This window comes from Rhodococcus sp. 5G237 (assembly GCF_053764735.1).
In genome coordinates, this window is sequence record NZ_JBSNCD010000006.1 from 153,777 (window position 1) to 167,881 (window position 14,105).

Annotated in this window: 11 protein-coding genes; 6 read left to right on the top strand and 5 right to left on the bottom strand. The window is 70.0% G+C overall.

Annotation, left to right across the window (positions count from 1 at the left end; genetic code table 11):
- The first annotated feature begins 39 nt into the window (after positions 1-39).
- The 5 genes from ACWPOC_RS15655 to ACWPOC_RS15675 all read left to right on the top strand — a co-directional run bounded on the left by ACWPOC_RS15655 (position 40) and on the right by ACWPOC_RS15675 (position 7,373).
- On the top strand, positions 40-1,329 hold the full coding sequence (locus ACWPOC_RS15655) for an SWIM zinc finger family protein (RefSeq protein ID WP_455408947.1): 1,290 nt from the start codon (positions 40-42) through the stop codon (positions 1,327-1,329).
- Complete coding sequence (locus ACWPOC_RS15660; protein ID WP_120283160.1) at positions 1,326-2,726, top strand: DUF5691 domain-containing protein; 1,401 nt, start codon at positions 1,326-1,328, stop codon at positions 2,724-2,726. Before ACWPOC_RS15655 ends, ACWPOC_RS15660 begins: the two co-directional genes overlap by 4 nt.
- A 221-nt stretch (positions 2,727-2,947) precedes the next feature.
- Positions 2,948-4,021: an ATP-binding protein gene (locus ACWPOC_RS15665; protein ID WP_026061628.1), complete on the top strand. Its 1,074-nt coding sequence runs from the start codon at positions 2,948-2,950 to the stop codon at positions 4,019-4,021.
- On the top strand, positions 4,018-6,219 hold the full coding sequence (locus ACWPOC_RS15670; RefSeq protein ID WP_455408948.1) for a DUF5682 family protein: 2,202 nt from the start codon (positions 4,018-4,020) through the stop codon (positions 6,217-6,219). Before ACWPOC_RS15665 ends, ACWPOC_RS15670 begins: the two co-directional genes overlap by 4 nt.
- A complete protein-coding gene (locus ACWPOC_RS15675; protein ID WP_455408949.1) occupies positions 6,216-7,373 on the top strand; it encodes a VWA domain-containing protein in 1,158 nt (385 codons plus the stop codon). Before ACWPOC_RS15670 ends, ACWPOC_RS15675 begins: the two co-directional genes overlap by 4 nt.
- A 49-nt stretch (positions 7,374-7,422) precedes the next feature.
- On the opposite strand, the gene ACWPOC_RS15680 is transcribed toward ACWPOC_RS15675, so the two are convergent.
- A complete protein-coding gene (locus ACWPOC_RS15680; RefSeq protein ID WP_455409027.1) occupies positions 7,423-9,027 on the bottom strand; it encodes an MFS transporter in 1,605 nt (534 codons plus the stop codon).
- 112 nt (positions 9,028-9,139) lie between these two features.
- On the opposite strand from ACWPOC_RS15680, the gene ACWPOC_RS15685 reads away from it, so the two are divergent.
- The gene (locus tag ACWPOC_RS15685; RefSeq protein WP_120283168.1) at positions 9,140-10,135 is read left to right on the top strand and encodes an iron-siderophore ABC transporter substrate-binding protein; all 996 of its coding nucleotides are present in this window, start codon (positions 9,140-9,142) and stop codon (positions 10,133-10,135) included.
- Positions 10,136-10,171: 36 nt separating this feature from the next.
- Here the strand turns inward: ACWPOC_RS15685 and ACWPOC_RS15690 are convergent, their stop codons facing one another.
- The 4 genes from ACWPOC_RS15690 to ACWPOC_RS15705 are packed head-to-tail and all read right to left on the bottom strand — an operon-like array spanning position 10,172 to position 14,002.
- Entirely contained in the window at positions 10,172-10,918 is a 747-nt protein-coding gene (locus ACWPOC_RS15690) for a succinate dehydrogenase/fumarate reductase iron-sulfur subunit (RefSeq protein WP_455408950.1), read from the bottom strand.
- Between the two features lies 1 nt (position 10,919).
- Positions 10,920-12,836 carry a fumarate reductase/succinate dehydrogenase flavoprotein subunit gene (locus ACWPOC_RS15695; protein WP_455408951.1) on the bottom strand — a complete coding sequence of 639 codons (1,917 nt, stop codon included), beginning with the start codon at positions 12,834-12,836 and terminating at the stop codon, positions 10,920-10,922.
- A 45-nt stretch (positions 12,837-12,881) separates the two neighbouring features.
- On the bottom strand, positions 12,882-13,718 hold the full coding sequence (locus ACWPOC_RS15700) for a hypothetical protein (protein ID WP_120283174.1): 837 nt from the start codon (positions 13,716-13,718) through the stop codon (positions 12,882-12,884).
- Entirely contained in the window at positions 13,715-14,002 is a 288-nt protein-coding gene (locus tag ACWPOC_RS15705; RefSeq protein ID WP_016694393.1) for a hypothetical protein, read from the bottom strand. Before ACWPOC_RS15705 ends, ACWPOC_RS15700 begins: the two co-directional genes overlap by 4 nt.
- Positions 14,003-14,105: the final 103 nt, after the last annotated feature.

Below are 14,105 nucleotides of genomic sequence, written 5' to 3' on the forward strand. Positions count from 1 at the left end.
CACCGTTCCTGTCGGACCCGCCTCGTACCTTCGACGCTCGTGACCGCCCCCTGGACCCTCCAGCAGATCAACGCCGTCGCGCCCGATCCGTCCTCGATGACGGCTGCGCGCGGCGTCGCCTCCGCATGGCTCGAGACCGGTCACGACACCACCGCCCTGTGGGGACTGTGCCGCGGACGCGGCACCACGCCGTACCGCACGGCGATCGACCCGAGCGCTCCCGCCTACACGTGCACGTGCCCGAGCCGGAAACTGCCCTGCAAGCACGCCCTGTCACTGCTCGTGCGCTGGTCCGAGGGTGCCGTGCCGGCCGCGCAGGCACCCGACTTCGTCACCGGATGGCTCGCCGCCCGCGTCGCGTCCACCACACTTCCCGCCCCGGTGGACGAGCCGGTCAAGGCGCCCGATCCGGCGACCGCCCAGCGCCGCGCTGAGCGGGTCGCGGCAGGACTCGACGACCTCGACCGCTGGCTGACCGACCGCATCCGGCACGGCCTCGGGGCGGTGGATCACGGCTACGACACCTACGAGACGATCGCCGCCCGCATGGTCGACGCCCAGGCTCCCGGCGCGGCGTCGGCACTGCGCACCCTGGCCACCGTCGTGAACGACGAAACCGATTGGCCTGCCAGGCTGCTCGCCGAGTACGCGCGCCTGCACCTGATGACCGTGGCGTACCGACAGCGCGACGATCTGCCGAGGCCGCTCCTGCGTTCGCTGCAGACCCATCTCGGTTTCAGCACCCGTAGCGAGGAGGTCCGCGCCGAACCGGCTGTGCGCGACCGCTGGCAGGTCCTCGCCGTGCGCGTCACCGAGGAGAGCCGGATGTTCACCCGCAAGACGTGGCTTCGGGGGCGGTCGAGCGGACGCTGGGCGATCCTGCTCGACTTCGCTCACGGCACAGCACGTTTCACCACGCCGCTCCCCTTCCCCGGTTCGCTGGTCGACGCCGATCTGCACTTCTACCCCGGCGCGGCCCCACTGCGAGCCGTGCTCGGCCGACAGCACGGGGAGACGGAGCCGTTCACGACCCTGCCCGCCACCGGACTCGACGCTGCGCTGGACGAATACGCCCGCATGCGCGGAGCAGATCCGTGGTTGCGCACCTGGCCCGTCCTGCTCGACGCGGTCACCCCCACCGACAGCGAGGACGGCTGGTACGTCGTCGACCCGTCCGGACGGGCACTGCCGCTGGCCGGTGACGACGACAGCCGCTGGCGGCTGCACGCCGTCGCGGGAGGTCGTCCCGTCACGGTCTGCGGCGACTGGGACGGAACCGCTCTCGCTCCCGTCTCACTGTTCACCGACGGACAGGTGATGACCTGGTGACCGCCCTGCCCGAATCGCTTACGACCGCAGCACTTCTCGGCACGGCACGCTCCGCGCCGGAGTTCGACGCGCTGCACACGGCCGACGCTGCGGGCGAACTCGCCGGAGACCCCGCCGCGACGCTGCTCGCCGCCGCCGCACTGGAGACGACCTTCCTCACCGCCGCGACCGTGCCCGTGGTCCGCGAACTGCCGTCGCCGGCCCCGGACGACGACCGTCCCGTCCTCCCCGGCGCGGCTGCCGAACGCCTGCGCGCGCTGCTCGCCGTCCGCTCCCCGCTGCTCGACGAGTGGTTCGAGGTGGCGGCCCGATTCCGCGCGTCGCACGACATCGTGGTCGACCTGCTGACGGTCGCGACCACCGACGCGGTGCACCGCGACCGGCTGGTCGCGCTCACCGGTTCCCGCGGACGCTGGGTGGCAGCGCGCAACCCGGAATGGGCCGATCTGCTGCCGCCCGACCCGCTCGACGACACGCCCTGGCACGCCGGTCCGCCCGCCCGGCTACGCCGATGGTTCGAGGCGCTGCGCGCGCACGACCCGGCCGCGGCGACGGCGACACTCGCGGCGTCGTGGGGTGCGCAGACCGCGGCCCAGCGGGCCGAGCTCGTCGCCCTGCTCGCGGTCGGTCTCGGTCCGCACGACGAAGACCTGCTCGAACGCGCCCTCGACGACCGCAGCCGCAAGGTCCGTGCCGTGGCACTCGACCTTCTCCCCCGCCTGCCGAACTCCACGTTCGCGCGGCGCATGGCCGAGCGGGTGCGGCAGTGGTTGCTCGTCGACGGCTCGACCGTCACGCTCGCTGTTCCCGACCGGCCGGACGAGGGCGCACTCCGCGACGGTCTCGTCGACGATCCGGCCCGCGATCTGCTGGTGGCGGCGGTCGCGGCGGCTCCGCTGTCGATGTGGCGCGAGCACGCCGGAGACACGGTGCTACCGGAGTTCGACGTCGACGACACCGTCCGCACGGCACTGACGGAGGGGTGGGGCCGCGCGGCGGTCCGGCAGCGCGACGGCGACTGGGCTGCGGCGTTGCTACGACGCGACGGCACCGTCGACGCGGCGGTCGCGCAGGTCGTGCCCCGCGACATCCTGCTCACGCACCTGCGCGATGTGTCGCCGTCCGCGGTTCTCGACGACACGCTGCTCGCCGCGCTCCCGGCGCCGTGGCCGCGCGATGTCGCCGAGAAGGTGCTCACCGCGCTGTACACGAAGCTGACGACCACCCGCGTGGTGCGCGACGTGCTGACGTTGCTCGCCCACCGGGCACCCTTCGAGTTGGCCGACCTGCTGGCCGACGCCGCGAACCGCACCGACGATCTCGGTCGCCTGCACCTGTTCGCGAGCGCAGCCGACACCCTGACCCTCCGCAAGACGATCCACGAGGAGCTGAGTTGACCGACTTCGAGTCGACCCCCGCAGTTGTCGGCACCGATGAGGCCGAGGCGTCCGATACCGGCACGTTCGAGACCGGCGGGCCCGACGAATCCGGCGCATCCGACACCGCCGGGCCCGACGTATCCGACACTGCCGGGCCGGACGTATCCGACACTGCCGGGCCGGACGTATCCGACACTGCCGGGCCGGACGTATCCGACACTGCCGGGTCCGGCACCGACCTGCTGCGCCCGCACGCCGAACAGCAGTACGCGGACGAACTCGCAGCACTTGCGCGACTCGACGACCGGCCGCGCCCGCCGTCGTGGCAGCTGTCGCCGTGGGCCGTGGTGACCTACCTGCTCGGCGGCGAACTGTCCGACGGCACCGTCATCACCCCGAAGTACGTCGGCCCGCGCCGATTGATGGAGGTCGCCGTCGCGACCCTGGCAACCGACCGGGCACTGCTGCTGCTCGGTGTGCCGGGTACCGCGAAGACCTGGGTGTCGGAGCATCTCGCCGCCGCGATCAGCGGTTCGTCGACCCGGCTCGTACAGGGAACGGCGGGCACGACCGAAGAGTCGGTGCGGTACGGCTGGAACTACGCGCGGCTGCTCGCCGAAGGGCCGAGCGCCGCCGCGCTGGTCGCCTCCCCGGTCATGACCGCGATGCGCGACGGCGCCGTGGCCCGTATCGAGGAACTCACCCGCATCCCCGCCGACGTGCAGGACGCGCTGATCACCATCCTGTCGGAGAAGACGCTTCCCGTCCCCGAACTCGGCATCGAGGTGCAGGCGACGAAGGGGTTCAACGTCATCGCCACCGCCAACGACCGCGACCGCGGGGTCAACGACCTGTCGTCCGCGCTGCGTCGACGGTTCAACACCGTCGTGTTGCCGTTGCCGGCGAGCGAGGAGGACGAGGTCTCGATCGTCACCCGCCGCGTCGAACAACTCGGCGCCGCACTCGAACTGCCCGCCGTGCCCGCGGCCGCGGAGGAGATCCGCCGCGTCGTCACGGTGTTCCGGGAACTGCGCAGCGGTGTCACGACCGATGGCCGGACCAAGCTGAAGTCCCCGTCGGGCACGCTGTCCACCGCCGAGGCGATCTCGGTGGTCACGGGTGGTCTGGCCCTGTCGGCGCACTTCGGCGACGGGGTGCTGCGGCCCGCCGACGTCGCGGCCGGAATCCTCGGATCGGTGGTCAAGGACCCCGTCTCCGATCGCGTGGTCTGGAACGAATATCTCGAGGCCGTCGTCCGGGAACGCGGCGACTGGACCGATTTCTACCGGGCGTGCCGGGAGATCACCGGGTGACCGACGCTCTCTTCGACCGCGCGGCTGCGCCCGCGGAGATCCGGGTCTTCGGAATCCGGCACCACGGGCCGGGTTCGGCGCGCGCGGTCCTGCAGGCACTCGCGGAGTTCGAACCCGACACCGTCCTCATCGAGGGTCCGTCGGACGCCGATCCGGTGCTCGCGCTCGCCGCGGCCGACGACATGGTCCCCCCGGTCGCATTGCTGGCCTACGCCCGCGACGAACCGGCGCGGGCCGCGTTCTGGCCGTTCGCGGCCTTCTCGCCCGAGTGGCAGGCCCTGCGCTGGGCGTACCTGCACGACGCCGACGTGCGGTTCTGCGATCTTCCGGCGGCGATGTCGCTCGCCGCCGAACGCGAGGTCGGCGACCGCGCGACCGACGATCTGCTCGGCATGCTCGCCCGCGCCGGCGGCTACGCCGACTTCGAGCAGTGGTGGGACGCGGTGGTCGAGCACGGCACCGCACAGGCCTTCGACGAGATCACCGACGCGATGCGGGCCCTGCGCGAGGATGTCGGGATCGACGACCACACCGCGCGACGCGAGGCCCACATGCGGCAGGTGCTGCGCGCAACGGTCAAGGCCGGGGCCCGCGCGATCGCCGTGGTGTGCGGGGCGATGCACGCGCCCGCACTGACCGGCCGACTCGGACCGGCCGCCCCCGACGCGCGTCTGCTCAAGGGCATGCCCAAGGTCAAGACCACTCTCACGTGGGTGCCGTGGAGCCACTCCCGGTTGTCGCTGTCGTCGGGCTACGGCGCCGGCATCACCTCGCCAGGCTGGTACCACCACCTGTTCACACAGCCCACGGACACGACCGCACGCTGGTTCACCCGCGTGGCCCGTGTCCTGCGCAAGGAGGATCTGCCCGTCTCGAGCGCCCACGTCATCGAGGCGACGCGCCTCGCCGACACGCTCGCGGCACTGCGCGGTCGCGCGGTGGCCGGACTCGACGAGGTCGTCGAGGCGACCCGATCGGTGCTGTGCGACGGCGACGACGTCCTGCTCGACCTCGTCACACGGCGGCTCGTCGTCGGCGAGGCACTCGGTTCGGTCTCCGAGGACACCCCCACCGTCCCGCTCGACACCGACCTGCATCGGAATGCGAAGTCGTTGCGTCTCAAGCGGTCCGCCGAAGCGAAGAACCTCGATCTGGACCTGCGCCGCGAGATCGACGTCGCGCGGTCGCGACTGCTGCACCGCCTGGCGCTGCTCGGGATCGACTGGGGCACGCCCGCGGAGAGCGAGGTGCGCTCGACCGGCACGTTCCGCGAGACCTGGACGCTGCGGTGGGAACCCGAGTTGTCGGTGGCGATCGTCGAGGCGTCCCGGTGGGGCACGACGGTGGAATCCGCGGCGGGTGCCACGGTGGGCGACCGTGCCGCACGCTCCGGGATCGCGCTCGCCGACCTCACCGAACTCCTCGAACGGGCGTTGCTCGCCGACCTGCGGACCACGATCCCGTCGCTGGTGACGGCGATCGATGCGGCGGCCGCTCTCGATCACGATGTGCTGCACCTGATGAGCGCACTGCCGACCCTCGTGCGCACCGTCCGGTACGGCGATGTGCGAGGCACCGATCTGTCCTCCCTGGAACACGTCTGCGACGCCCTCCTCGCGCGGGTGTGCGCCGGTCTCCCGGCGGCGGTCACCGGCCTCGACCACGACGCCGCCGATGCGCTGCGCACCGCGATCGACGATGTGCACCTCGCTCTCGCACTGCGCGAGGACCCGAGCGCGACCGGTCGATGGCTCGACACACTGACGTCGGTGAGTGAGCGCGACGACGTCGACGGGCTGCTCGTCGGCCGCACCACCCGGATGCTGCGCGACACCGGCCGACTCGGCGAACACGACGCGGCCGTGCGGGTCGCGCGAGCGTTGTCGGTGGGGTCACCCGCACCCGCGAAGGCGCGCTGGATCGACGGTTTCCTCGGCGGGGGCGGGCTCCTGCTCGTCCACGACAGCGCACTGTTCGACCTCGTCGACGAATGGATCAGCGGCCTCACCGACGACGATTTCGTCGACGTCCTGCCCGTCCTCCGACGCACCTTCGGGTCGTTCGCCTTCGGTGAGCGACGCCTGCTCGGGCAGACGGTGCGAGGCGAACGCACCCGCCGCACGGAGGCACCGCCGGCCGTGGATCGCGGCCGGATCGCCCTGACCGCCACCGCGTCGATCCTGGGAGTGTCTGCATGACAACCGAATCCGGCGACACCGAACGCCTGCGCCGCTGGCGGCTCGCACTCGGCGAGGCCGCGGAGGACTCCACAGGATCCCTGTCCTCGGCCGACGACAATGCGATGGACGCCGCGCTCGCCGCGCTGTACGACAGCGCGCCCGGCGACGGCACGGCACCGCGCACCGCAGGTCTCGGCGCATCCGCACCCCGGGTGGCGCGCTGGCTCGGCGACATCCGCACCTACTTCCCGACATCCGTCGTCCAGGTGATGCAGCGCGACGCCGTGGATCGGCTCGGGTTGACCCGGCTGCTCCTCGAACCCGAGATGCTCGAGGCCGTCGAACCGGACGTGCACCTCGTGGGCACGTTGCTGAGCCTGAACCGCGTGATGCCGGAGACCACCAAGGCGACGGCACGGACGGTCGTCGAGAAGGTCGTGCGCGAGATCGAGGCTCGCATCGCGCAGCACACCCGCACCGCCGTCACGGGTGCGCTCGACCGGTCGTCGCGGACGTCGAATCCGAAACTGCGCGACATCGATTGGGATCGCACGATCCGCGCGAACCTGGCCCACTACCTGCCGGAGCATCGCACGGTGGTGCCCGAGAAGCTGGTGGGCTACGGGCGCCGCTCCCAGGCGGTGAAGCGCGACGTGGTGCTCGCGGTGGACCAGTCCGGGTCGATGGCGTCGAGCGTGGTCTACGCGTCGGTGTTCGCGGCGGTCCTGGCGTCGATGCGGGCACTGCGGACCTCGCTGGTCGTCTTCGACACCGCGGTGGTGGATCTGACCGACAAGCTCGCCGATCCGGTGGACGTGCTGTTCGGCACCCAGCTCGGCGGCGGCACCGACATCAATCGGGCGATCGCCTACAGCAGGTCGCTCATCACGCGCCCGGCCGATTCGCTGTTCGTGCTCATCTCGGATCTGTACGAGGGCGGCATCCGCGCCGAGATGCTCTCGCGCATCCGGGAGATGCTCGCCGCGGGTGTGCAGGTCGTGGTGTTGCTGGCGCTGTCCGACGACGGGGCGCCGTCCTTCGACCGCGACAACGCTGCGGCGCTCGCCGAACTCGGGGTTCCCGCCTTCGCGTGCACGCCCGACCGGTTCCCGGAACTGCTCGCCGTCGCGCTCGAGCGGGGTGACGTCGGACGCTGGTCGCAGTCCGGGTGAACGCCGGAGACCCGTACGGGGTGGCGATGACGGTGCGGCGATCCGGGGTTCAGTGGGCCGGTTCCCCAGGGGAGCCGACCGTGACGTCGCCGTCCTCCTCGGCGTACCGCTCGAGCAGCGCGATCTCGGTGGCGTGGGACGGGAACACGAAGGCCATCAGGGCCGCTCCGACCAGCACGATCGCAATCGCGGCCGTGTAGGCGCGGGTGTCGCCGTCGAGGAAGGCCGACCGGGCGGCCTCGATGATCTGCGGTGCGTACTGCGGATAGTGTTCGGCGATCCCGACCGCACCGGCGAACGACTTCTCCAGTGCGGTCTCGGTCTGCTCGTCGACCGCCGCGGCCTGCGGACTCGCCGCGATCGTCGCGGCGAGCGAGGCCGAGTACCCGGCCGTGAGAAGTGCGCCGAGGATCGACTGGACGATCGCGCCACCGAGATCGCGTTGCAGATCGGCCGTGCCGGAGGCCATCCCGGCACGGGCGACCGGCACCGAGCCGGTGAGCGAATGCGAGGCCGGGGTACCGGCGAGACCGACACCGGCTCCGAGGCACACGAAGCTCAGGGCGACCACCCAGTAGTGCGCGTCCTCGTCCCACAGCGTCAGTGCGACGACGAGCCCGGCCACGATCGCCACGTAACCGGACAGCAGCGTGAAGCGGGAGCCGTGCGACCCGACGAGCTTCGCCGACTGCGGCGCCACCAGCACCATCACGAAAGCGGCGGGCAGCGCCGCCGATCCGGCCGCGAGAGTCGAGTAGCCGAGCACGTTCTGCAGGTACTGCTGACTGATGTACATCGTGCCCATCAGGGTGCCGAACACGATGATGCCCGCGACGGCCGCGACCCAGAACACGCGACGCCGGGCGACCCGCAGGTCGAACAGGGGGTTCGCCGCGCGCAGCTGGCGCATGACGAAGAGGATCACCGCGACGAGAGCGATCACGAGAGCGGACACCGCGATGGTCTCCATCCCGTCGACGGGCACGAAGTTGATGCCGAGGACGAGCGAGCCGACCAGCACGATCGAGACCACGCCGCCGAGATGATCGACCGGATCGGTCGACTCGTTGACGTGGCTGGGCACGAACATCCAGGTCAGGGCGAAAGCGATCAGCGCGAGCGGGATCGTCACCAGGAAGACCGAACCCCAGAAGAACTGTTCGAGCAGGGTGCCGGCGACGAGCGGGCCGAGCGCGGTGAGGCCGCCGCCGATCGACGACCACAACGCGATCGCGCGCGTGCGGGCTGCGCCCGACCACAGCGCGGTGATCAGGGCGAGAGTGGTGGGGAACGCCAGACCGGCGGAGACACCGCCGAGCACCCGCGCCGCGAACAGCACCTCGGTGCTCGGCGCGAACCCGGCGACCGCCGACGCGGGAACCGACAATGCCATGCCGAGCAGCAGCATCGTCTTGCGTCCGTAACGGTCGCCGACGGCACCGAGGTAGAGCACGGACGCGGCGAGACCGACGGAATAGCCGACTGCGACGAGGTTGAGCTGGGTCTGGCTCGCGTCGAACGCCTTCCCGATCTCGGGCAGTGCCACGTTCGCGACGGCGAGGTTCAGGTTCGCCACTGCGGCGACGAGGATCAACGAGGCCAGCACCGGCTTCGCCCGTGCCGGCCGACCGTCGTCAGGTGGGGTCACGGACACATAGTGCGCGCTCGAGCGGCTGCCCTGCGCGGTTTCCGGCGGGTTTTCACCTTCGGTCACCCCATCGGGTTAGGATCGCCTCACTTGTTGTTCGACAGACTCGAGGCCCCTCATGACACGCCGATCCGCTGCGTTGCTCCGTTCCGCCGCTCTGTTCACGGCCACCGCGATCGCGCTGACCGCGTGCGGATCGTCCGACACGGAGTCCGACTCCGGTTCGGCACCGGCCGACGGCGCCTTCCCCGTCACCGTCGACACGAAGTTCGGGGAGGTCACCATCGAATCCGCCCCCGAACGCGTCGCGGCTCTGGGCTGGGGCGACGCCGAAACCGCACTGGCACTCGGCGTTCAGCCGGTGGCGGCGAGCGACTGGCTCGCCTTCGGCGGCGACGGCGTGGGGCCGTGGGCGCAGGGGCTGTACGACTCGCCGCCCGAGCTCATCGGCACGATCGAGCCGTCCTTCGAGATGCTCGCGGCGCAGGAGCCCGATCTGATCCTCGACACCAAGAGTTCCGGTGAGCAGGCCCGCTACGAGACGCTGTCGGGGATCGCCCCGACCGTCGCCGGCCCGGAAGGCAGCGACGCCTATCTCACCTCGCTCGACGACCAGGTGACCACGGTGGCAGCGGCTCTCGGTGTCCCGGACAAGGGCGCCGAGCTGCTGTCGCAGATCGATGCGGACTTCGAGCAGGCCGCGGCCGACAATCCCGAGTTCGCGGGCAAGACCGTCACCGTCGCCTCCTACACGTCGGAGGGATGGGGCGCCTACGTCGTCGGCGACTCGCGCGTCGACTTCATGACCGAGCTCGGCTTCGTGAACAATCCGCAGGTGCAGGCCGCGGCGACGGACGACTTCTTCATCACCGTCTCCGACGAGAACCTGAACATGCTCGACGCCGACCTGCTGATCGTGCTGCCGATCTACGTGCCGGCCGCCGAGGTAACCGACAACCCGGTCTTCCAGCAGATCCCGGCGGTGCGCGACGGCCGGTTCCTCGTGCTCGACAGCGATTCCGACATCTCTGCGGCGTTCTCGACGAACTCGGTGCTGTCGGTTCCGTTCGCGCTCGACGAGCTGGTTCCGCTGGTCGCCGAACGCGTGAACTGAGCCGGTCCCTGCGTCCGCCCGGTCCCTGCTTCCTGCTCAGCGCCGGAACAGCTTGTTGCCGAGCCACACGATCGGATCGTAGCGGCGGCCGGCGACGCGTTCCTTCATCGGGATCAGCGCGTTGTCGGTGATGTGGATGTTCTCCGGGCACACCTCGGTGCAGCACTTGGTGATGTTGCACATGCCCAGGCCGTGCTCGTCCTGCGCGACGTCGCGCCGGTCGGCGACGTCGAGCGGGTGCATCTCGAGTTCCGCGATGCGCATGAGATAGCGGGGACCGGCGAAGGCCTCCTTGTTCTCCTCGTGGTCGCGCACCACGTGGCAGACGTTCTGGCACAGATAGCATTCGATGCACTTGCGGAACTCCTGGGAGCGCTGCACGTCGGCCTGCTGCATCCGGTACTCCCCCGGCGCCAGATCGGGAGGTGGCGCGAAGGCCGGTATCTCGCGTGCCTTCCGGTAGTTGAACGAGACGTCGGTGACGAGATCGCGGATGATCGGGAAGGTGCGCATCGGGGTCACGGTGATCGTCGCGTCGGGATCGAACAGCGACATGCGGGTCATGCACGTCAGGCGCGGGCGGCCGTCGACCTCCGCCGAACACGATCCGCACTTGCCCGCCTTGCAGTTCCAGCGCACTGCGAGATCCGGTGCCTGAGTGGCCTGCAGGCGGTGCAGGATGTCGAGGACGACCTCGCCCTCGTTGACCTCGACGGTGTAGTCCCGCAGTTCCCCGCCGTCGGCGTCGCCGCGCCAGATCCTGAACGCCGCCTGGTAACCCATCTCAACCCCTCCGTCCGGGATGGTCCGCGAGTTCCTCGTCGGTGTAGTACTTCCCGAGTTCGTCGATGTCGAACAGCTCCAGCAGGTCGGGACGCATCGGTTGCTGCCGTTCGGCGGTGACCGTCACGTCGGGAACGAACGGGTCGCCGCCGTCCAGGCGACAGGCGAGCAGGGTGCGACGCCATTCGGGGTCCATCGACGGATGGTCGTCGCGGGTGTGTCCCCCGCGGCTCTCGGTGCGCTGCAACGCCGCCCGCGCGACGCACTCGCACACGAGGAGCATGTTCCGCAGGTCCAGGGCGAGATGCCAGCCCGGGTTGAACTGGCGGTGTCCCTCCACCGCGACGTTGCGGATCCGTGTGCGCAGCGTGTCGAGTTCGTGCAGGGCGCGTTCGATCTCGTCCGCGCGGCGGATGATGCCCACGAGATCCTGCATGACCTGCTGCAGGTCGGTGTGCAGGGTGTACGGGTTCTCGGCGCGGCCGGCATCGGCCGGGTCGAACGGCGAGAGTGCCGCACGGGCAGCGGTGTCGATGTCGGTCTCGGCGACGATCGGGCGCGAGGTGAGGCCCTGCACGTAGTCGGCGGCGCCGAGACCGGCCCGGCGACCGAAGACCAGCAGATCGGACAGCGAGTTCCCGCCCAGCCGGTTCGATCCGTGCATCCCGCCGGAACATTCCCCGGCGGCGAACAACCCAGGGACCGCGGCGGCGCCGGTGTCGGGATCGACTTCGATGCCGCCCATCACGTAGTGGCAGGTCGGGCCGACCTCCATGGCCTCGGCGGTGATGTCGACGTCGGCGAGTTCCTTGAACTGGTGGTGCATCGACGGAAGGCGGCGCATGATCTCGGAGGCCGGCATCCGCGAGGCGATGTCGAGGAAGACTCCGCCGTGCGGGGTGCCCCGGCCCTCCTTGACCTCGGAGTTGATGGCGCGGGCGACCTCGTCACGCGGGAGCAGGTCGGGCGTGCGGCGGTTGTTCTCCTGGTCCTCGTACCAGCGGTCGGCCTCCTCCTCGGTCTCCGCGTACTGGCCTTTGAACACCGGCGGGATGTAGGAGAACATGAACCGCTCCCCCTCGGAGTTCTTCAGCACTCCGCCGTCGCCGCGCACACCCTCGGTGACGAGGATGCCCTTCACACTCGGCGGCCAGATCATCCCCGTCGGGTGGAACTGGACGAACTCCATGTTGATCAGGGTGGCGCCGGCGCGCAGGGCGAGGGCGTGACCGTCGCCCGTGTACTCCCACGAGTTCGACGTGACCTTCCACGACTTGCCGATACCGCCGGTGGCGATGACGACCGCGGGCGCCTCGAACAACACGAATCGTCCGGTCTCGCGCCAGTATCCGAACGCGCCGGCGATGCGTCCCTCCGCGTCCTTCAGCAGTTCGGTGATGGTGCATTCGGCGAAGACCCGCACCCTGGCCTCGTAGTCCCCGTGCTCGGCGTGGTCCTCCTGCTGCAGCGACACGATCTTCTGCTGCATCGTGCGGATGAGTTCGAGTCCGGTGCGATCGCCGACGTGCGCGAGTCGCGGATAGGTGTGGCCGCCGAAGTTGCGCTGGCTGATCCGGCCGTCGGGGGTGCGGTCGAACAGTGCTCCGTAGGTCTCCAGCTCCCACACGCGGTCGGGGGCCTCGCGAGCGTGCAGTTCGGCCATCCGCCAGTTGTTGAGGAACTTGCCGCCGCGCATCGTGTCCTGGAAGTGCACCTGCCAGGAGTCGCGGGGGTTGGCGTTGCCCATCGCGGCGGCGCATCCGCCTTCGGCCATCACGGTGTGGGCTTTGCCGAACAGCGACTTGCACACCACGGCGACGGAGAAGCCGCGTTGCCGCGCCTCGATCACCGCGCGTAGCCCGGCGCCGCCTGCTCCGATCACCACGACGTCGACCTTGTGCCGTTCGACATCCACCATCCGTGTTCCCCCTCCTCCGGCGCGGCCGGTGTCGTGCCGTGCGCGTCAGCCGATGAACCGCAGATCGGCGATGGTGTCGCTCGCCACGAGCATGATGTAGAAGTCCGTGAGGATCAGGGTTCCCAGCGTGATCCACGCGAACTGCATGTGCCTGGCGTTGAGTTTCGAGACGAACGTCCAGATCCGATAGCGCACGGGGTGTTTCGAGAAGTGCCGCAACCTTCCACCGGTGACGTGCCGGCAGGAATGGCACGACAGCGTGTAACCCCAGAGCAGCACGACGTTGACCAGCAGGATCAGGTTGCCGAGTCCGATGCCGAATCCGTTCGGACCGCGGAAGGACAGGACGACGTCGTAGGTGTTGATCAGCGACACCACGAAGCCGGCGTAGAAGAAGTAGCGGTGCGAGTTCTGCAGGATCAGCGGGAACCGCGTCTCGCCGGTGTAGCGCCGGTGCGGTTCGGCGACCGCGCACGCCGGCGGCGACAACCAGAACGATCGGTAGTAGGCCTTGCGGTAGTAATAGCAGGTCAGCCGGAAGCCGAGGAGGAACGGCAGCGACAGGAAGGCGAGCGGGATCCACATCGGGAGTTCGCCGACCCACGTGCCGAAATGGCGGGCGCCGTCCACGCAGGATGCGCTCACGCACGGCGAGTAGAACGGCGTCAGGTAGTGGTAGTCCTCGACGTAGTAGGCGCTGCGCACGAACGAGCGGATCGTCGCGTACACCACGAACACACCGAGACCGAGGACGGTGAGTGCGGGCGTCTGCCACCAGCGGTCGATCCGCAGCGTCCGCGCGGTGATCCGTGCCCGGCCCTCGGAGCGGACGCCGGTGGCCGGCTCACCGCGCGCCGCCGGCGTCGCCTCGGAGGTGCTCACCGCGAGCCGTGCAGCCCGCCGAGACCTTCGTCGTCCGTATCCGTTCCGCGGAACAACGAGTCGTCGTACGGCGTATCGGGAATCGGGATGCGTTCACCGAGGCTGTTGACGACCTCGCGCGGAGGATGTTCGGCGAAGTCGCGTATGTCGATGTCGAGACGTTCGACGTCGTTCGACAGCCTCTTCACCGGGGCTGCGTCCCCGTAACGCGATCGTAGGGATCCGAGGCATTGGCGCAGGTGGGCGGCGGTGCGCTGAAGTTCCTGCAATTCGCTGATGGACATCCGTACCTCCGGGCCGAGCGGTCGACATGTCCCTTCCGTAGCGGGTATCGGCATGTCGCGCCGGCCGACACGATGGGAACAGGCCAGTTGCAGTGTGGCATCC